Here is a 19145-nt window from a genome sequence, read left to right as displayed (position 1 = left end):
TGGTTAAAATTTTTGTGTTACAAGTTTTAATTATTTAGCTAAAAATCTAAATAACTTTTGCAAAAATATTAATAGCTATTATAAACCAAAAGGAATGGAGAATTATTATGATAAACCAAAATCAAGATTCGACAACATCACCCGTTAAACAATTTCAACGTACAATGAAATCTCGCCATTTAATTATGTTATCTCTTGGGGGTGTAATTGGTACAGGTCTTTTTAATAGTACAGGTGATGTGATTGCTAAAGCAGGTCCAATGGGTACTATTTTAGCTTATATTATCGGTGCTCTTGTTGTTTACTTAGTCATGCTATGTTTAGGAGAACTTGCCGTTGCAATGCCTGAAACGGGTGCCTTTCATACTTATGCATCCCGTTATATCAGCCCTGCTACCGGTTATACTGTTGCTTGGTTATATTGGTTAACATGGACTGTCGCTTTAGGCTCAAATTTAATTGCTTGTGCTACCTCTATGACCCGATGGTTTCCTGATGTCCCTTCGTGGCATTGGTGTATGCTCTTTGGTTTGATGATTTTTTTATTAAATATTTTTACCGTACGATTTTTTGCAGAAAGCGAATTTTGGTTTTCGATTGTTAAAGTAATGATTATTATTGTTTTTATTATTGCTGGCTCGGCTGCAATATTTGGACTTATTCCAATGACAGATAATAAGCCAGCCCCGTATTTAGATAATTTGACATCATCAGGTTTATTTCCTCATGGAATTTTACCGATTATTATGACCATGATCGCCGTTAACTTTGCTTATTCCGGGACAGAATTAATCGGCGTGGCTGCAGGCGAAACTAAAGATCCGGCAAAAAATATTCCTATTGCTATTCGAACAACAATTTTTCGTTTAGTATTCTTTTTTATTGGTACCGTTTTTGTTTTGGCTGCTTTAATACCACAAAATGAAGCAAACGTGAGCCAATCTCCTTTTGTTGTTGCATTCGAAAAAATAGGCATACCTTATGCTGCTGATGTTATGAACTTTGTTATATTAACGGCTATTTTATCGGCAACTAATTCTGGACTATATGCATCAGGGCGAATGATGTGGTCACTTTCAAATCAAGGCACTTTACCAAAATGCTTTAGTAAATTAACGTCTAAAGGGATCCCAGCTATTGCCATTAGCGTTAGTATGCTTGGTGGCGTTTTATCATTATTTTGTGAAAAATATGCTGCATCTACCGTTTATGTTGCATTAACGGCTATTTCTGGTTTTGCCGTCGTTGCCGTTTGGCTAGCAATTTGCGCTTCACAATTCTTTTTTAGAAGGCAACTTTCGATAGATCAGGTTAAACAACTCAAATATAAAACCCCATTTTATCCACTAGTCCCTATTTTGGGGTTTTCTATGTGTTTGTTAGCGTGTATTGGGCTTGCTTTTGATCCAGAACAACGAATTGGACTTTATTTTGGCATACCATTTATTATTGTTTGTTTTATGCTTTATCACTTAACACAATTATGCAAAAAGTATTCCAGCAAAAAATAATCAAATAAGTTAATTTTAAATGCTAATTTAAACAGAGTGATATATGTTAAAAAATAACCCAATCAGTCAAATTTTAGAATCTAAACAGCATATTGTTTTAGATGGCGCCTTAGCAAGTGAATTAACGCGCCGAGGTTGTAATTTAAGCGATGTCCTTTGGTCTGCTAAGGTGCTTTATGAAGCCCCAGAGATCATAAAACAAATTCATTATGATTATTTCAATGCCGGAGCAAATTGTGCCATAACAGCAAGCTATCAAGCAACACCGCTTGCTTTTGCACAAAAAGGAATAGATAACGATGAATCAATCCGCTTAATAAAACTCAGTGTAGACCTTGCTTTGCAAGCTAAAGCGCAATACCTAAATCACTGTGCTAACATTAATGAAAAGTCTTTATTTATTGCGGGCTCTGTTGGTCCTTACGGTGCTTATCTCGCCAATGGCGCTGAATATACAGGTCAATATCAATTAACTGAAGCAGAATTTATTAAATTTCACTTTGCTAGAATACAAGCCTTAGTCGAGGCAGGAGTTGATATATTAGCTTTTGAAACTTTACCGTCATTTAGTGAAATTAAAGCATTGATGCAAATACTTAAATCGTTCAAAGATATGTCTGCATGGTTTTCCTTTACCCTAAAAGATAGTGAACATTTAAGTGATGGTACAGATTTAATAAATGTCGTGAATTTTTTAAATGATAATGATCAAGTCGCAAGTATTGGGATTAATTGTATCGCACTTGATAAGGTTACCCCGGCTTTAGAAAAATTAAATCATTTAACCAATAAACCGTTAATTGTTTATCCAAATTCGGGAGAAATTTACGATCCTATTAGCAAAAAATGGCATGCTACTCAGGTTTCGAGTTGCACGTTCAGCAATCAATTACCTATTTGGCAAAAATTAGGGGCTAAGTTAATTGGTGGGTGTTGCCAAACAACCCCAGCAGACATTAAATTAATTGCTGATTTATTAATATAGCTAATATAGCAAGTTATTTTTAACAGAATAACATTTTTGAAAAATCAAAAAAAAGATAACGTATTGTTCAGGTATTAATTTAGGTATTGGATAAGGCGTTATCTTTATTCGTTATTTTACTCTTCACAATATGGACGAAAAAGCTGAGCTCGCCAACCCGTCAAAATATCCGGTAAATCATCGGTTTTATTTATCTGCCATCGAATAAATTGATGGATTAGACGTTTTGATATTAAAAGCGTTGGGCTTAATCCCGTTAATTTAGCTATCTCATCAGTTGCTTGCTTTAGTTTCTCGACCTGCAATTTGTAATTTGGTAAATGATTAAGGCGTTTTATATCAGGTAATGAAGGCGTCTCTTGCGTTAATAAATCGACGATATCCATACCGTAAAGGCGAATTTCTTTTCCGGCTAATCCTAAATGATTTAGTTCCGCTAATGAAGTAGGTTCATTTTTGGCAATACACCATAATATAGGTTCTGGAACAATGAAATTAACCGCAATATTTCGTTTTTTAGCGAGATTATAACGCCATTTTGTTAGTTTTTGTAATTGTCCTAATGCTTTGCCTTTTAATTTCCAACTGTTTTTAATTTGTATATAAAGTGAATTTTCATCTATAGGTTCAATTCTATTTCGTAGATGGAGTTCACATTCTTCATAGGCAGCGTTAAGCCATTTTTTTTCGCTTAATAAAGTCTGTAGTTTATGAATTAACGGCAATAAATAAAGTACATCATTAATGGCGTAATCACATTGAATAGGAGTTAAAGGCCGTTTTAACCAATCGGTTCGGGTTGCTGTTTTGTCTAATTCTATATGTAAATATTTATTAACTAACGTAGCATATCCTGCGCAAATAGGGTTATCTAAAAAAGAAGCTAAAATTTGACTATCAATGATAGGTTCAGGGATACAATTAAAATAATGTAAAAAAACTTCAATGTCCTCACTACCCGAATGCAAGTATTTTTTTATTTTATTATCGCGCAAAATAGCAATAAAGCATTGCCATTGCGTAATTTTTAGTGGATCGATTAAAGCGGCAAACTCACCATTATAAACTTGTATTAATCCTAATATCGGATAAAACGTTCTTGTTCGCATAAATTCGGTGTCTAATGCCAGTTCGTGGCTGTTAGCGATTTTTGTACAATAATCAGCCAATTGCTCGTCAGTCGTAATATAAACGTAAGACAAAATCGGTTCCTTTTAATGTGTTTTAGAATCATTAAATGTAACATCAATAACCACAATTTCACTTTGTGTCATTAAACGTATTGGGGGGCCCCATAATCCATAACCGCTACTAACAATGCTTGTAAAGGCATGTTTATTATCATAATATTTTCCATGCGAATTTTTATACATAGCAGCGACAATCAAATTAAGTGGAAATAATTGTCCGGCATGCGTATGGCCTGATATCATGAGATCTATGCCTAATTTTGCTGATTGTTCCAATTCTTTCGGCTGATGATCTAATAAGATAATAGGATTTTCATCATCGGCAAATAAGACTAAATCGTCTAGCTTTGCACGCGGGATCCCATATTGATAAGCGGAATAATCATAACGACCTATCAACGTTATTCCTAACTTATCATTATAAATGACATCATCCGCCATGACTTTCATATTAGCTGTCGAATAAGCGTTAATTACATCATCTATCGTTTTATTTTCTTCTTTTAATCCATAATATTCATGATTACCAACTACGGCATAAGTGCCATATTTAGCTTTTAATCGCTGTAATTGTTTATCAAAAGCATGATCAACAAAAGGTGATAAACGCTTATCAATAATATCACCGGTAAATACAATAATATCGGGTTTTAATTGATTAATATCGCTGACTAACTTATCAATAAATCCATTGGATGTCTTTTCATTTATATGTAAATCAGAAGCTTGTACAATGCGTAAATGGTCAATATTCGCCTTTTTATTTATGGTAACTTGATAATAACGGATGGTAGGATCGTTTGCTAAAAGATAACCGTAACCGAATAATAAGAATACTGATAGGATATAGGAAAGACGAGTCCAATTATCAATAGGAAAATACTGTTTAAATAGCAAATGTAACCCATCAAATAGAAGCATCATATAGACCGCACATATTACAACAGCAAAAAGATATTCACTTATAATTGGTAACCAAAAATAAGAAAAAGACTGAAGAATAAGCGAAGTAAAAAACGAAAAAGAGCAACTGAAAATTATTAACCAAAACAGAACATTAACCAATTGATTAAAACGTAAATTAAACCAAACTTTTAAACGTTTTCCTAAATATATCGACATACAAATAATCACTATAACAGCGACTATTAAGATTAAATTCTTCATTTTACAAACAATCACAAAATAAAAGTGGTATCATAGCAGAATTATTTTTGTTCACCTAAAAACTTTGTATTATTAGTCAATTTTATGAATTCTAAAAAAGATCAATTGTTCGCAACACCTATCCATAAATTAGGCAATTGGGCATTTGATGAGAAAGTTGCCGAAGTCTTTCCTGATATGGTCGAACGCTCAATACCTGGCTATGCAAATATTATTTCGATGATAGGCATGTTAGCCGAAAGATTTGTACAAGCTAATTCCATGATTTATGATTTAGGTTGTTCTTTAGGTGCGGCGACTTTAGCTATTAGGCGTAATATTCAAAAACCTAATTGTCATATCGTGGCAATTGATAATTCGAAAGCGATGGTTGACCGCTGTCAACGCCATATTGATGCTTATAAATCGTCAACACCTGTATCGGTTATTTGCCAAGATATCTGTGATGTTAAAATGCATAATGCCTCAATGATTGTGCTTAATTTCACCTTACAATTTTTAGCACCCGAAAAAAAACAATTGCTATTAAATCATATTTATCAATCACTAAATCCTAATGGCATTCTAGTTTTATCGGAAAAATTTAGCTTCCAAGATAATGAAATCAATAATTTGCTTTTCAATATGCACCACGATTTTAAACGTGCAAATGGCTATAGCGAACTCGAAATTAGCCAAAAAAGAACGATGCTTGAGGATGTGATGCTAACCGATTCTATTGCAACGCATAAACAGCGTTTAGAGCATGCAGGTTTTAGCCATATTGATACTTGGTATCAATGTTTTAATTTTGGATCGATTATTGCCATTAAACGCGATATCAAATAGTTTTACAGGATTAAATTTAATGATTGATTTTGGTCGTTTTTATAAATTAATAGCGGAGCATAAACAATTAGCCGACTGGCTTTTAGTTCTTCCTGGCCAGTTAGCCCATTGGCAAAAACAAAATAATGATAACAACTATCAAAAATTATTAAACAGTATTGATCATTTACCGCATCTCACTCCAGATATAATTGATTTACAAGATAGTGTAACTGCAAGTTGCAATAAACCTTTATCAGAAGGTGAAAAACAGCGTATTACTCATCTTTTAAAAACCATGATGCCATGGCGAAAAGGTCCTTTTTTTCTTTATGGTATTCATGTCGATACTGAATGGCGCTCCGATTGGAAATGGCAACGTTTAATTAACCATATCGATCCGTTACATAATAAAACAGTGTTAGATGTTGGTTGTAATAGTGGTTATCATTTATGGCGTATGCTTGGTGCTGGCGCTAAATTAGCAGTAGGCATAGATCCTATGGCGCTTTATTTATGCCAATTCGAAGCCATTAGAAAATTATTAGGTGATGATAACCGCGCCCATTTATTGCCATTAGGTATAGAGCAATTACCTAAATTACAAGCTTTTGATACCGTTTTTTCAATGGGTGTTTTATATCATCGTCGTTCACCTTTAGATCATTTATATCAATTAAAAGATCAGCTTATCGAGAATGGACAACTTATCCTTGAAACTCTTGTCATTGAAGGGGATGAACATCAAGCTTTAATGCCAGGTGAAAGATATGCACAAATGCGTAATGTCTATTTTATTCCAACAGTTAAAACGATGATTAATTGGTTAAATAAATGCGGATTTAAAGAAGTCAAAGTTGTCGATGTGGCTAAAACTGAACTGACCGAGCAGCGTAAAACCGAATGGATGACGTCCAATTCTTTAGCTGATTTTCTTGATGCAAACGATATCAATAAAACGATTGAAGGCTATCCTGCCCCTGTTAGAGCTGTTTTTATTGCTCGAAAGTAAAATGATAAAATAATCAAAACGGACTCATTGAAAATTTTAATGGTTTAATGCTTGATGAATTTAACTGATGATTTGTTTTATTAAATAGATGAATTTTATCAATTAATTTATTAAGTTTAGCGGCATAATTGGGGTCGGTGGCGTAATTTGCTTGTTGTAATGCATGCGCCGCTTCTTTGGCAGTTGATACTTGCTTGATGGGTTCATAGCGTTTATTGGTTGTTAATAATTTAGTGTAATCTTCAATGGCTTGCTCATGATTCTCATAAACTTTAAAGCTGGCGATGGTTTTTTGTTTTTGATCGCTAATGTATTCGCTGGTCATAATTTCGGTGGTTTTACCCTGCCATGCCGTATTTGTTTTAATGCCAAAATAATTATAACTAGGTTTACCATCATGAGTTAAAATTTGCTTTTCGCCCCATCCTGATTCTAACGCGGCTTGGGCAATAATAATTTCGTAAGGGATCCCGACTTTGTTAGCCGCTTTTTGTGCTGGCTCTAACCATGTTTGAATAAAGTGGTGTACTTTTTTATTTACACTATCCTCTAAAGCATGACTTGTTTGAATAACATTAATGTCGTTAGCTTGATGTAACGTAGTTGGTTTATTAGCGCGATATAACAAATGACCTAGTGCCTGCGTTGGAATATTTGTTGAATTATTTTTAAAGGCATCATGATATAAAGATTGCGCTAAATGCTGATCGGCAAATGTAAAGCGATTACTTTTCTTGTCTAGGTGTTTAGATTGTAAATCGGTCGCGTTGTTTGAAGAATTATTGCTAGAATCTACCGTTGTCGAGGCATTTGTGTCTGCCATTAATTGCTTAGTCAGCATTTTAGCAATACCTAATCCTTTATTACTGGATTGCATTGCTATTTGTTGATCAAACATTGACGTAAAAAATTGAGTTGCAGAGCTATTAAATAATCCGCCTTCGGGTACCGCTTGACGCATGCTTTTCATCATCATTGAAATAAAAAGCCCTTCAAACTGCTTGGCAACTTCCTGAACATTTTGATGAGATCCCAAGGCCGCCTGACGTTTTAATTGATTAAAACCATTCATATCATAGGCAAAGCGGTTAATGGGATCTTTTATCATATTATGCATAACCGAGTTTTATTAAAGTGTTTCTAACGACGCATTTAAACAACCTGCTGATTTTAATGCCTGTAAAATTGACATTAATTCAGTCGGTGTTGCACCTAAAAGATTTAGCGCATTAACGACTTGTTGTAAATTAGTACTTTTATTAATCGCATGTAAATACCCCCCATCTTCTTGCATCCCTACATTTGTTTGTGGGGTAACGACAGTTGAGCCACCGGCAAGAGGAGTATTAGGTTGATTAACATTAAAACTATTATTAACAGTGACCGAGAGATTTCCCTGTGCGACAGCACAATTATCTAATTTTACATTTTGATTCATAACTACAACGCCTGTACGCGAATTAATGACAACTTTAGCTGGGATTGGACTTTTTACAATTTCAAGATTTTGAATCCGAGCTAAAAACTCGATGCGCTGTTGACTATCCTTAGGCATCGAAAGTGCGATGGTACTTCCATCAATGGTCTTTGCGGATAATTTTTTAAGTTTATTAATCGCGTTGGTTATTGCTAAAGCTTGCGAAAGGCTATATTCATTAAGATGCAAATGTAGCACATCTTGCTTGCCAAAAGTGGTTGTCAATTCACGTTCAACTCGTCCACCATTTGGAATAATCGCTCCTGCGAGTTGATTAACGGTAATATTATTACCTCCTTGACCCGCGCTTGCTCCGCCAACTAATAGATTACCTTGTGCGATAGCATAAATTTGATTATCAGCACCTTTTAAAGGTGTCATGAGTAAAGTCCCACCACGTAAACTTTTTGCATTACCTAATGAGGAAACAACAACGTCTATCTCTTGTCCTACACGTGGTGACGGCGGTAATTTAGCTGTAACCATCACAGCTGCCACATTTTTTAATTGCATATTAGTTCCTGAGGGAACTGTGATACCTAATTGGGAAAGCATATTGGTTATGCTTTGAATAGTAAATGGAGTCTGTGATGTTTGATCGCCTGTGCCATCTAAACCAACGACAAGCCCATATCCTAAAAGGGCATTTTCTCGGACTCCCTCAATCATAACAAGATCACGAACACGCTCAGCATTAACGTTTGCTATACCTAAAAAAAACACTATGACTAATTTAAGATTAAAAAAGAATTTTTTTATCACGTTTTAACCTATCAGAAAGGGGAAAGATTCAAAAATATGCGTTGCAACCAACCCATATTTTGCGCTTCATCAATATAACCGCTACCTACATATTCAATACGCGCATCGGCAACTTGTGTTGATATAACTGAATTTGCACCACTAATTGTGCGTGGATTAACAATACCCGAAAAACGTATAAATTCAGTACCTTGATTAATCGCAATTTGTTTTTCACCAATCACTTTTAAATTACCATTTATCAATACTTCACTAACCGTAACTGTGATAGTTCCACTAAAGGTATTTTTTGCATTCGCTCCGCCTGATCCTTTAAAATCGGAGCCGCCAGAAATATCGGTATCTAATTTTCCATTGCCTAATTGATTATTTAATCCAAGAATTTTTGGGATCGATTTAATACCTAAACTAGAAGCACTACTGCGACCTGCATTAACTGACGAGCTTTTACTTGCACTGACATTTTCTTGTAATAGAATCGTTAGAACATCGCCCACATGCCTTGGGCGTCTATCTTCAAACATAGGCTGATAACCATAATTACTTAATTCAGGTGTTTGGTAAATTGAACCATTCATATTAATCATATTGGGCATATGAGGCTCAATACTTGTCTCACCTTCAATTAAAGATTTTTTCGGTAATTGTGCGCAAGCCATTAAACAGCTTGCACAAATAAATAACCAAAAATATTTCATCACGTCGCCTATCTTCACAATTAATTAGAGTTGATTTAAACGCTGTAACATCTGATCTGAGGTCGAAATCGCTTTACTATTGATTTCATACGCACGTTGTACCTGGATCATATTGACTAATTCTTCAGCAACATTAACATTTGAGGTTTCAATATATCCTTGATATAACAGTCCCGCGCCGTTTAAACCTGGTGTGTTTTCGGTCGGTGCCCCTGAACTTTCTGTTTCTAAATACAAATTCTCACCGACACTTTCAAGCCCTGTGTCGTTAATGAATGTGGTTAATGTTAATTGACCAACTTGTACTTGTGATGTTTGGTTAGCTAAAGTTGCACTGATTATGCCATCACGCGAAATACTCATTTTCGTTGCATTACTTGGCATTGTAATAGAAGGTTGGATTTCATAACCAGCTGCAGTTACAAGTTGTCCATTTTGATTAACTTGAAATGTACCACTACGAGTATAGGCTTGCGTACCATCCGGTAATAATACTTGAAAAAAACCTTGCCCATTAATCGCAACATCACTGCTATTGTCAGTGGCTTCAAGATTACCTTGGCTATGAATACGTTCTGTTGAGACGGGTCTGACCCCCGTACCAATTTGTAATCCTGAAGGTAATGTTGTTTGTTCTGAAGATTGTGCGCCAGGTTGACGAACTGTTTGATAAAGCAAATCTTCAAATACAACACGATTACGTTTAAAACCATTGGTACTGACATTCGCAAGATTATTAGAAATAATATCCATATTCATTTGCTGTGCAGATAAACCGGTTTTGGCTATCCATAATGATTTAATCATGAGTTTAACCTTTTAACTTACTGATTTTATAAAAATAATAATCCATTAACTTAATGATAATAATTGATTGGCTTTTTGGGCATTTTCATCCGCCGTTGAAATTCCTTTCATTTGCATATCAAATTGCCTTGCTTGACTAATGAGCTCAACCATTGACGACACGGGGTTAACATTACTCCCTTCAAGCACGCCTGACATTAATGAAGTATTAGGGTTATCATCTAATACTGCGCCTCGTTCATTACGTGCTTTGTTGGTCAAACGAAATAAGCCATTATCATCACGTATAAGCTCATTAGAAGTAATATTGACACGTTTAATTTTGCCTGCCTGTGCAATCGTCGTCGCTTTATTACCCGCACCCAAAAACGAGATGGTACCATCGTTACTGATGCTCACTTGCGATTGAGTTGGTACAGTTAATTCACCATTAGTGCCTAATAAAGGGTAACCTTTTACCGTTAAAAGCCCTTCATTATCTATTTGAATCGCCCCATAACGCGTATATGCTTCAGATCCATCTGGCAAAGATACGGCTAACCAATGATCTTGCTCTAAAGCAACATCTAACTCCCTTCCTGTATAATCCATCATACCGAGGCTTGAATCAAATCCAGGCGTAGTTGTTGTGACCATTGTTCGAGTTGGTAAATCCGACCCTAAAATAGGGACTGCTTTCATTGCAGCTAACTGCGCCCGAAAACCGGGCGTTGATACATTAGCAAGATTTTGTGAAGTAATTGATTGTTTCAACAATGTTTGGCTTGCGCCTGTCATTGATGTATAAATTACACGATCCATAGTAATCCTAACAATTAACGTAGATTAACTAACGTACTTAAAATCTGATCTTGCGTTTTAATGGTTTGCGAATTAGATTGATAATTACGTTGTGCAACAATCATATTGACTAATTCTTGGCTCATATCGACATTCGAAGCTTCAACTGCACCGCTAGTTAATGAGCCAAATGTGCTGGTACCTGCAAAACCTATCACTGCTTGCCCTGAGTTACCATTTGCTTGCCAATTATTACCACCAACGGATTCAAGACCATTAATATTAGAAAAATCAGCCATTACGATTTGGCTTAATAATAACGTTTGTTGATTAGAATAAATTCCATAAATACTGCCATCATTATTAATGTTATAACCAATTAAATTACCTGCTGCATATCCATCAATTATAGGGGTTTTAATGCTTCCAGCGTCGCTACCCATATTTTGTTGCGTTGTTTTATCGAACGCCATGGTAATGGTATTATCGGCTGAGCCATTTAAACCGCTAATATTTAGCGTCATCGAAGGATCACTAATTAATTTACCCGATTTATCAAACTCCATCACACCTGCTTGCTTAAGAGCCGCTTTTGGATCACTGGTATCAAGGTAATGTACATCCCACTTATTATCAGCCGTTTTTACATAAATCAATTGAATATTACGTTCATTACCTAATGAATCATAGGTTGTTATCGTATTAGAATAATTAAATGTTTCTGCATTTGTTGCATTTACGGGTGATTTTTCAGGCACTTTATTATTAGCATTAAGATTAACAACCAATGAACCCTTCGTCGTTGCTGTCGCGGCTAAACTATTTTGAGGGATAGATAAAGGGACAGGATTACCGGTTTCTTGTATTTTAGGCGGATTACCGCTCGCTAAATAGCCGGTTAGCTTTAATCCATCGGCTGTAACAATATTTCGTTCATTATCTAATTGAAATTGCCCATTACGTGTATATAGCGCCTGTCCATTACTGTCTATTAAACGAAAAAAACCATTTCCAGAAATTGCCACATCAAGCTTATTGTTAGTATTTGTCGTTACACCATCATTAAAATTTTGTGTAATTGCGGCAACTTTTACCCCAATCCCTACTTTAGATCCTGCATACATATCAGCGAACGAAATACCCGCACTTTTAAAACCGACTGTCGCCGAGTTAGCGATATTATTACCGATAACATCTAACTGTTTTGATGCTGCATTCATACCACTGACTGCTTGAGAAAATCCCATTTCTACTCCTTAAATCACAAAGAATTTAAATCATGACAAATTTGAATTTTAAAGAATTTGTCTGACTTCATTAATGCTAATAGTTCCTGATAAACCTAAATCAAGTAATATCGTATTATTCACTTTACTATTGATAACCCCATATACGACTGAATAAGACAAAGAAGTCGCCGGGACTTTTTGTCCATTGTAGGTGGCATCAATTGAAAAACTATAACTGCCATCAGGCGCCATTGTTCCATCGTCTAATTCACCGTCCCAAGTGAATGAACTAACACCTGCCGCAACACTCCCCATGTCAACCTTGCGTACTACATTGCCCTTTTCGTCTTTGATTGTCACAATAACTGAATCAGCTTTATTGGCTAACTCAAAACCAAAAGGAGTCGTGACTGTTTCGCCAGTTGGTGGGATATTATCTTTATCCCCCCCCTCTTCCGCACGTGGTTGGAATTCAGGTTTTGATGACGCAACTAAAATTTTATTACCCGGAATCATAACGCCATGTCCAATCATATTACTGGCTGTTACCGATAAATTATTATCCATTTGCCCTGATACGACACCTAATGTCGTATTTAATTTTTCTATACCCGATAAAGTACTAATTTGTGCCAATTGTGAAGTTAATTGACTGTTGTCCATTGGGTTAGTCGGATCTTGATTCTTCATTTGTGCAATTAATAACGTTAAAAAACTATCATGTAATTCTTGACTTGAATTACCCTGACTTAAACTTGCTTTATTAGTCGGACTGATAGCGCTATTTTGCTGAATAGACATACTTGAGACACCCATAATTTTTCCCTACTATTGTCCGAGTGATAATGTCTTTAACATTAGATTTTTTGCCGTATTAATGACTTCAATATTAGCTTGATAACTACGTGATGCCGATATGGTATTAACCATTTCAGCTACTTCATCAATATTGGGTTTTTGAATATAACCACGTTCATCTGCTAAGGGATGATGAGGCTCATAAACTAAATTCATTGGCGTAGGATCTTCAATCACTTGACTCACTTTTACGCCACCAATGCCGCTATGCATATATCCATCATCTACTTGAAAAATAACTTGCTTAGCTTTATAAGCTTCCCCATTTGTGCTTGTAACACTGTCAACATTTGCCAAATTACTTGCGCTAACATTCATACGCTGTGTTTGCGCGCTTAAGGCGGAGCCTGAAATCGCAAAAATTGAAAAACTCATGCCTAATTATCCTTGTTGTAATACTGTCATTAAACTTTTAAATTGTTCACCTAAAATCGTTAGGTTGGTTTGATAACGTAGGCTATTATCCATAAATGCCATACGTTCCATATCCATATCGACTGTATTATTATCAGCAGAGGCTTGGTAAGGGATGCGATATAAAATAGGATGATTAATGGATAAATTACTATTATCACTAATATGATTTGTTTTAGTAATATTGAGGTTAACGTCCATGTCGGATTCGTTCATCATAACTTTTTTTAATTGCGCACTAAAATCAATATCACGCGCTTGATAGTTAGGTGTATCACTGTTGGCAATGTTAGCGGCTAATATTTGTTGCCTCTGATCGCGTAAACTTAATGCTTGACGATGAAAACCAATCATTGATTCCAGTTTATTTAACATTTCCTTAACTCTCTTCATTTCGATGTTATAAATTTTAAGCTAGTCAAAAAAAAATTATTGTATAAATAACGGTTAAATTTATCCTTATTTCAAGCTTTGAACTAAGTCGTAATCCGTTACAATGATTATCTTGTTATGGAATAGAATTAAAAAATATGAAAAAATTCAAGTTGATAGGATTATTTTTTTTGTTATTTTTAACAAAAAATCCCGCCTTTGCGGATGAATTATCGACACAAATCAATCAATTCTTTAGCGAAAAATTAATTACGTCACCTTTTGCTAAAGCGATTGATAATATTAATGTAAAACAAACAAATCCTTTACCAAACTTGTCTTGTAAGCAGCCAGACCTATCATTAACTAACCCTAATAAATATTTCGGAAAAACGATTCTTGTCGCAAGTTGTAATGGCAAAAAATATTTTTTACATATGCATATTCACGTTATTGGCAATTATTATGTCGCTAAACGCAATATATCCTCTGGTGAGACTTTAATGCAAGACGATATTGAGTTAATTACTGGACCTTTAGATCAATTGGCGAGAGATATAATCATTGATGACGATATAATTACAGGACAAGTCGCATTACGAAACATTCAACGTAATCAACCTATTAAATCAACAATGTTACGTAAAAGCTGGCTAGCTAAAGCTGGGCAGAATATAAAAATTATTTTGCTGGGTGACGGTTTTCGAATTGAATCTCAAGGTAAAGCTTTGACGAATGGTCAATTAGGGGATTTTATCAAAGTAAGATTATTAAGCGGCAAAATAATGATGGGGCTTGTAACGGAAGATGGATTACAAATTTCGCTTCAATAACGGAAAATCATCATAAAAAACAAATACCACTAATTGAAGATAAGTTAACTCTCATCAAAAGAAAGTATAACCTACCTTAATAATCGATTTATTATGACAAAGAAAACATCTGCAAATTATTCAACAATATGAAACGGATTCGTTGTCTGTTTTTTGTTCGTTGCTGACTTTTCATCTTGCGATATTTCTTGTTTATGATGCTCTTTTAGGTAATAAGGTTCTTCTTCAAAGGCTAGTCCAACGTTGTTTTCTCGTGCGTAAATAGCTTGAATTGCAGCCATAGGAACAATAATATGTTCAGGAACGCCAGAAAAACGAGCATTAAACTCAATTTTTTGATTATTAAAAGAATATTGCCCAACTGATTGAGGCGCAATATTTAGAATAATCTGATTATTTTCAATAAAAGATTCTGGTACCATCACACCTAAAACAGTTGTATTAACAACAATATAAGGTGTTAATTCATTATCTAAAATCCAATCATAAAACGCTCTAAATAAATAAGGACGCCTTGGTGTCATTTGTTCGATATCAATCATGTTTTACCTATAAATCATCATTATATAATGATTAAATCAATATGATCATTAATTATAATACTAATAATTACGCTGCATACGCATTTTTCTTTCATCATCCGTTAAAGAATTGATAAACGCGCTACGATCAAATATACGTGCCATATAAGGCAAGTAATTTTTTTCAGCAACTTTTGGTAACTCTATACCTAATAAGGGTAAACGCCAAAGTAGAGGAGCAAAATAACAGTCACTTAGTGAAAAATCATCACTTAAAAAGTAATCCTTTTCTTTAAACATGATAGAAATTGCAATTAAATCATTTGTTAAATTTTTTCTAGCTTCTTTAGCTTGCGCGCTTTCAGGCTCAGATATAATGATTTCATATCCTTTATACCACTCTTTTTTCATTCGATACATGGATAAACGTGTATTAGCTCGAATGATAGGATATACAGGCATTAAAGGAGGATGAGGAAAACGTTCATCAAGATATTCTAAAGCTATATGGGGATCATAAAGAGTTAGATCGCGATCAATCAACGTTGGAATAGAGCCGTATGGATTTAGATCTAATAATTCTTGGGGAATATTTTCAGCATTAACAAATTCTATATCTGCCGTTACCCCTTTTTCGGCTAAAACAAAACGAATTTGATGTCCATATATATCCGTTGTATTACAAAATAATGTCATTACAGAACGTTTATTCACAGCAACAACCATGTTCACTCCCAAACATATTATTTAAATACCGACTTGTTACTTATTCTATCAAATTGATTAACAAATTTGTTAAAAAAATGTAATTCTTTTTATAACCATTTATTTAACTGTTTGTTTTATTTTTATTTTTTTAATTTTTTAAATTACAATTTAATTAAAATATGCTTGAAAGATAAGAAAAAAACCTCTTTTACTGACTTGTTTTGAGAAAATAAACCCGTAATAATTATGAATTTAATTTATTGGTTAATTCCTATTTACATTAAAAATATCTTTTTTTTACAAAATAAAAAACCCAGCAATTGCTGGGTTTTGAAACATGCTTTCGCAATACAATTAACGTTTGCTGAACTGTGGACGACGACGCGCTTTGCGTAAACCCACTTTTTTACGTTCAACTTGACGAGCATCACGAGTAACAAAACCTGCTTGACGTAAAGCAGAACGTAATGTTTCATCATATTCCATTAAAGCACGAGTAATACCATGACGGATTGCTCCAGCTTGACCTGAAATACCACCACCTTTTACTGTGATATAAAGATCAAGTTTATCAGTCATTTCTACTAACTCAAGTGGTTGCATAACAACCATACGAGCTGTATCACGACCAAAATATTGCTCTAATGAACGTTGATTAATAACGATATTTCCACTACCTGGTTTGATGAAAACACGAGCAGAAGAACTTTTGCGGCGACCTGTACCGTAATATTGATTAACAGCCATCTTTTATTCCCCTTAAATATCTAATACTTGCGGTTGTTGAGCCGCATGATTGTGCGCACTACCTGCATAAACTTTAAGTTTACGGTACATTGCACGACCAAGAGGACCTTTCGGTAACATGCCTTTTACGGCAATCTCGATGACTTGTTCAGGATGGCGTTCAATCATTTCTTTGAAAGTCGCTTCTTTAAGTCCACCAATATAACCAGTATGACGATAATAAATTTTATCAGTGCGTTTTTTGCCGGTTACAGCAACTTTTTCTGCATTGATAACAATAATATAGTCACCTGTATCAACATGTGGTGTGTATTCTGGTTTGTGTTTACCACGCAAACGGCTGGCGATCTCAGTAGCTAAACGACCTAATGTTTTACCTGCTGCATCGACAACATACCAGTCGCGTTTAACTGTTTCTGGTTTGGCTGAAAAAGTACTCATTAGTAATTATCCAAAAATTTAATTAATCTCACGTTAATAAATCTATTGATTTATTTACACTTTTTGATTGCTATTGTTAACTAACAAACCCCTTCGAGTTGTTATATTAATTTTTCACAACCGAAAACAACGTTGGGAAGAACGTTGCTGTAACGTGGGTTGCAACATTATACAGAAATAAATAAAAAGTGCGAATATTTTAATGATTTCAAGTTGACTCATTATTTTTAACCTTTTTTATCACCTAAATACATTTATATAAAAAATGTTTTAGCTAATTTAATGCTTATAGCAAGTAAAAATAATTTAAATTTATCCAAATTTATTTTAATTTTGTTATGTTGCCATGTTGTTTTGGGGTTAAGTATTTTAACTAAATACCGTAATACGGTATCTTTCTAATCATTGTATGTGATAAATAAATTATTTTAGTGTTGTTCAGCTTACAAGTGTACGCTATAATTAACACAATTTTCGTAAGAAGCAAGTTAATGTAGGAGTTTTGTATTAATGAAACGTGTAGTTATTACTGGATTAGGTATTCTTTCTAGTATCGGAAATAATACCAAAGAAGTATTAGAATCATTAAAAATTGGTAAAAGTGGTATCACCTTTTCACAAGAAATGAAAGATAGCGGAATGCGCAGTCACGTTTGCGGAAACGTTAAATTAGATACAACAGGTCTTATTGATCGTAAAGTTGCCCGATTTATGAATGATGCTTCTGTTTATGGATATTTAGCACTACAACAGGCCATTGAAGATGCCAAATTAACCCCAGAACAAGTCTCAAACCCACGCACAGGTTTAATTGCTGGCTATGGCGGCTCTACAAAAAATCAATATTCTGCCGTTGAAGGTATGAAAAACAAAGGCTTACGAGGCGTTGGTCCTTACGCTGTTACTCGTTCAATGTCATCTGCTATTTCAGCTTGCCTTGCAACACCATTTCAGATTAAAGGCGTAAGCTATTCTATGACTTCTGCCTGTGCCACTTCCGTTCATTGTATTGGTCATGCGGCAGAATTAATTCAATTAGGTAAACAAGATATTGTCTTTGCGGGTGGTGGCGAAGAGCTTTGCTGGGAAATGTCATGTGAATTTGATGCCATGGGCGCTTTATCAACCAAATATAATGATGAACCTGAAAAAGCATCACGTGCTTACGATGCTAATCGTGATGGTTTTGTTATTGCCGGTGGTGCGGGTATGGTCGTTGTTGAAGAATTAGAGCACGCTTTAGCACGTGGTGCGCACATTTACGGTGAACTTGTCGGTTATGCTGCTACATCGGATGGTTATGATATGGTTGCACCATCAGGTGAAGGTGCTATGCGCTGTATGCAATTAGCAATTCAAGATCTTGATGTACCGGTTGACTATATTAATACCCATGGCACATCAACCCCAGTAGGTGATGTGAAAGAATTATGGGCGATTAAACAAGTATTTGGTGATAATATTCCAGCGATTTCATCAACTAAATCGATGACAGGTCACTCATTAAGTGCAACAGGCGCACAAGAATTAATTTATTCGTTATTAATGTTAGAAAACGGTTTTATTACGCCAAGTATTAACATTGATGAGTTAGATGAAGCTGCAATTGGTATGAATATTATTACTAAACCAACTGAACGCGAATTAACAACAGTAATGTCAAATAGCTTCGGTTTTGGTGGAACTAATGCATCAATCGTGATGAAAAAATATCAAGGCTAAATCAGCTTGATAATAGTATTTAATAAATAAAAAAAGCAGGTTCATCCTGCTTTTTTGCTTTTTAGTTAGAAGCGAATTGAACTATTTAGAACTATTCCTGACAT

At 34.8% G+C, this 19145-nt stretch carries 20 protein-coding genes and 1 pseudogene; 6 read left to right on the top strand and 15 right to left on the bottom strand.

The features are described 5' to 3' along the window. The first annotated feature begins 107 nt into the window (after window positions 1–107). Both mmuP and mmuM read left to right on the top strand, forming a co-directional pair. Window positions 108–1511, top strand: coding sequence for an S-methylmethionine permease (mmuP, locus tag ACSYSW_RS04450; protein ID WP_491704505.1), 1404 nt, complete (start codon window positions 108–110; stop codon window positions 1509–1511). A 43-nt stretch (window positions 1512–1554) separates the two neighbouring features. After that, window positions 1555–2496: a homocysteine S-methyltransferase gene (gene mmuM / locus ACSYSW_RS04445; protein ID WP_491704506.1), complete on the top strand. Its 942-nt coding sequence runs from the start codon at window positions 1555–1557 to the stop codon at window positions 2494–2496. A 116-nt stretch (window positions 2497–2612) separates the two neighbouring features. Here mmuM and rnd read toward each other — a convergent pair whose 3' ends face one another. Both rnd and ACSYSW_RS04435 read right to left on the bottom strand, forming a co-directional pair. Further along, the gene (gene rnd / locus ACSYSW_RS04440; RefSeq protein ID WP_491704507.1) at window positions 2613–3698 is read right to left on the bottom strand and encodes a ribonuclease D; all 1086 of its coding nucleotides are present in this window, start codon (window positions 3696–3698) and stop codon (window positions 2613–2615) included. A gap of 12 nt (window positions 3699–3710) precedes the next feature. Then, the gene (locus ACSYSW_RS04435) at window positions 3711–4610 is read right to left on the bottom strand and encodes a metallophosphoesterase (protein ID WP_491704508.1); all 900 of its coding nucleotides are present in this window, start codon (window positions 4608–4610) and stop codon (window positions 3711–3713) included. Window positions 4611–4946: 336 nt separating this feature from the next. On the opposite strand from ACSYSW_RS04435, the pseudogene cmoA reads away from it, so the two are divergent. Both cmoA and cmoB read left to right on the top strand, forming a co-directional pair. After that, a pseudogene (cmoA, locus tag ACSYSW_RS04430) lies at window positions 4947–5681 on the top strand (carboxy-S-adenosyl-L-methionine synthase CmoA); the annotation flags it as partial. Between the two features lie 19 nt (window positions 5682–5700). After that, window positions 5701–6672 carry a tRNA 5-methoxyuridine(34)/uridine 5-oxyacetic acid(34) synthase CmoB gene (gene cmoB, locus ACSYSW_RS04425; protein WP_491704509.1) on the top strand — a complete coding sequence of 324 codons (972 nt, stop codon included), beginning with the start codon at window positions 5701–5703 and terminating at the stop codon, window positions 6670–6672. A gap of 13 nt (window positions 6673–6685) precedes the next feature. Here the strand turns inward: cmoB and flgJ are convergent, their stop codons facing one another. From flgJ to flgB, 9 genes are read right to left on the bottom strand one after another with little or no spacing between them, the layout of a single operon-like run. After that, entirely contained in the window at window positions 6686–7780 is a 1095-nt protein-coding gene (gene flgJ, locus ACSYSW_RS04420; RefSeq protein WP_491704510.1) for a flagellar assembly peptidoglycan hydrolase FlgJ, read from the bottom strand. Window positions 7781–7801: 21 nt separating this feature from the next. Beyond that, the gene (locus tag ACSYSW_RS04415; RefSeq protein ID WP_491704511.1) at window positions 7802–8911 is read right to left on the bottom strand and encodes a flagellar basal body P-ring protein FlgI; all 1110 of its coding nucleotides are present in this window, start codon (window positions 8909–8911) and stop codon (window positions 7802–7804) included. Between the two features lie 11 nt (window positions 8912–8922). Then, entirely contained in the window at window positions 8923–9609 is a 687-nt protein-coding gene (locus ACSYSW_RS04410) for a flagellar basal body L-ring protein FlgH (RefSeq protein ID WP_491704512.1), read from the bottom strand. Between the two features lie 24 nt (window positions 9610–9633). Next, complete coding sequence (gene flgG, locus ACSYSW_RS04405) at window positions 9634–10416, bottom strand: flagellar basal-body rod protein FlgG (protein WP_491704513.1); 783 nt, start codon at window positions 10414–10416, stop codon at window positions 9634–9636. 45 nt (window positions 10417–10461) lie between these two features. Further along, window positions 10462–11217: a flagellar basal body rod protein FlgF gene (locus ACSYSW_RS04400; protein WP_491704514.1), complete on the bottom strand. Its 756-nt coding sequence runs from the start codon at window positions 11215–11217 to the stop codon at window positions 10462–10464. Window positions 11218–11231: 14 nt separating this feature from the next. Further along, window positions 11232–12443 carry a flagellar hook protein FlgE gene (gene flgE / locus ACSYSW_RS04395; protein WP_491704515.1) on the bottom strand — a complete coding sequence of 404 codons (1212 nt, stop codon included), beginning with the start codon at window positions 12441–12443 and terminating at the stop codon, window positions 11232–11234. A 48-nt stretch (window positions 12444–12491) separates the two neighbouring features. Further along, complete coding sequence (locus tag ACSYSW_RS04390) at window positions 12492–13226, bottom strand: flagellar hook assembly protein FlgD (protein WP_491704516.1); 735 nt, start codon at window positions 13224–13226, stop codon at window positions 12492–12494. A 27-nt stretch (window positions 13227–13253) separates the two neighbouring features. Next, window positions 13254–13658 carry a flagellar basal body rod protein FlgC gene (gene flgC, locus ACSYSW_RS04385; RefSeq protein WP_491704517.1) on the bottom strand — a complete coding sequence of 135 codons (405 nt, stop codon included), beginning with the start codon at window positions 13656–13658 and terminating at the stop codon, window positions 13254–13256. Window positions 13659–13664: 6 nt separating this feature from the next. Next, entirely contained in the window at window positions 13665–14072 is a 408-nt protein-coding gene (gene flgB, locus ACSYSW_RS04380) for a flagellar basal body rod protein FlgB (protein WP_491704518.1), read from the bottom strand. Window positions 14073–14260: 188 nt separating this feature from the next. Here flgB and flgA point away from each other — a divergent pair, with 188 nt between their 5' ends. Next, window positions 14261–14902 carry a flagellar basal body P-ring formation chaperone FlgA gene (flgA, locus tag ACSYSW_RS04375; protein WP_491704519.1) on the top strand — a complete coding sequence of 214 codons (642 nt, stop codon included), beginning with the start codon at window positions 14261–14263 and terminating at the stop codon, window positions 14900–14902. A gap of 116 nt (window positions 14903–15018) precedes the next feature. Here the strand turns inward: flgA and ACSYSW_RS04370 are convergent, their stop codons facing one another. The 4 genes from ACSYSW_RS04370 to rplM all read right to left on the bottom strand — a co-directional run bounded on the left by ACSYSW_RS04370 (window position 15019) and on the right by rplM (window position 17319). Beyond that, window positions 15019–15444 carry a ClpXP protease specificity-enhancing factor gene (locus ACSYSW_RS04370; RefSeq protein ID WP_491704520.1) on the bottom strand — a complete coding sequence of 142 codons (426 nt, stop codon included), beginning with the start codon at window positions 15442–15444 and terminating at the stop codon, window positions 15019–15021. 60 nt (window positions 15445–15504) lie between these two features. Continuing rightward, a complete protein-coding gene (locus ACSYSW_RS04365) occupies window positions 15505–16149 on the bottom strand; it encodes a glutathione S-transferase N-terminal domain-containing protein (RefSeq protein WP_491704521.1) in 645 nt (214 codons plus the stop codon). 336 nt (window positions 16150–16485) lie between these two features. Beyond that, a complete protein-coding gene (rpsI, locus tag ACSYSW_RS04360) occupies window positions 16486–16878 on the bottom strand; it encodes a 30S ribosomal protein S9 (RefSeq protein WP_491704522.1) in 393 nt (130 codons plus the stop codon). A gap of 12 nt (window positions 16879–16890) precedes the next feature. Continuing rightward, a complete protein-coding gene (gene rplM / locus ACSYSW_RS04355; protein WP_491704523.1) occupies window positions 16891–17319 on the bottom strand; it encodes a 50S ribosomal protein L13 in 429 nt (142 codons plus the stop codon). 510 nt (window positions 17320–17829) lie between these two features. Between rplM and fabB the strand changes: the two genes are divergently transcribed. After that, window positions 17830–19041: a beta-ketoacyl-ACP synthase I gene (gene fabB, locus ACSYSW_RS04350; protein ID WP_491704524.1), complete on the top strand. Its 1212-nt coding sequence runs from the start codon at window positions 17830–17832 to the stop codon at window positions 19039–19041. The last annotated feature ends 104 nt before the right edge of the window (window positions 19042–19145 follow it).

This window comes from Gilliamella sp. ESL1225, assembly GCF_058502635.1.
This window is presented reverse-complemented; position numbering and strand designations above follow the sequence as displayed.

What these genes read in the sequence shown, in the direction of transcription:
- mmuP (WP_491704505.1), top strand. Translation starts at nt 108, where the DNA reads ATGATAAACCAAAATCAAGATTCGACAACATCACCCGTTAAACAATTT.
- mmuM (WP_491704506.1), top strand. Translation starts at nt 1,555, where the DNA reads ATGTTAAAAAATAACCCAATCAGTCAAATTTTAGAATCTAAACAGCAT.
- ACSYSW_RS04435 (WP_491704508.1), bottom strand. Translation starts at nt 4,610, where the DNA reads ATGATGCTTCTATTTGATGGGTTACATTTGCTATTTAAACAGTATTTT.
- cmoB (WP_491704509.1), top strand. Translation starts at nt 5,701, where the DNA reads ATGATTGATTTTGGTCGTTTTTATAAATTAATAGCGGAGCATAAACAA.
- flgJ (WP_491704510.1), bottom strand. Translation starts at nt 7,780, where the DNA reads ATGATAAAAGATCCCATTAACCGCTTTGCCTATGATATGAATGGTTTT.
- ACSYSW_RS04410 (WP_491704512.1), bottom strand. Translation starts at nt 9,609, where the DNA reads ATGAAATATTTTTGGTTATTTATTTGTGCAAGCTGTTTAATGGCTTGC.
- flgG (WP_491704513.1), bottom strand. Translation starts at nt 10,416, where the DNA reads ATGATTAAATCATTATGGATAGCCAAAACCGGTTTATCTGCACAGCAA.
- ACSYSW_RS04400 (WP_491704514.1), bottom strand. Translation starts at nt 11,217, where the DNA reads ATGGATCGTGTAATTTATACATCAATGACAGGCGCAAGCCAAACATTG.
- flgE (WP_491704515.1), bottom strand. Translation starts at nt 12,443, where the DNA reads ATGGGATTTTCTCAAGCAGTCAGTGGTATGAATGCAGCATCAAAACAG.
- ACSYSW_RS04390 (WP_491704516.1), bottom strand. Translation starts at nt 13,226, where the DNA reads ATGTCTATTCAGCAAAATAGCGCTATCAGTCCGACTAATAAAGCAAGT.
- flgC (WP_491704517.1), bottom strand. Translation starts at nt 13,658, where the DNA reads ATGAGTTTTTCAATTTTTGCGATTTCAGGCTCCGCCTTAAGCGCGCAA.
- flgB (WP_491704518.1), bottom strand. Translation starts at nt 14,072, where the DNA reads ATGTTAAATAAACTGGAATCAATGATTGGTTTTCATCGTCAAGCATTA.
- ACSYSW_RS04370 (WP_491704520.1), bottom strand. Translation starts at nt 15,444, where the DNA reads ATGATTGATATCGAACAAATGACACCAAGGCGTCCTTATTTATTTAGA.
- ACSYSW_RS04365 (WP_491704521.1), bottom strand. Translation starts at nt 16,149, where the DNA reads ATGGTTGTTGCTGTGAATAAACGTTCTGTAATGACATTATTTTGTAAT.
- rpsI (WP_491704522.1), bottom strand. Translation starts at nt 16,878, where the DNA reads ATGGCTGTTAATCAATATTACGGTACAGGTCGCCGCAAAAGTTCTTCT.
- rplM (WP_491704523.1), bottom strand. Translation starts at nt 17,319, where the DNA reads ATGAGTACTTTTTCAGCCAAACCAGAAACAGTTAAACGCGACTGGTAT.
- fabB (WP_491704524.1), top strand. Translation starts at nt 17,830, where the DNA reads ATGAAACGTGTAGTTATTACTGGATTAGGTATTCTTTCTAGTATCGGA.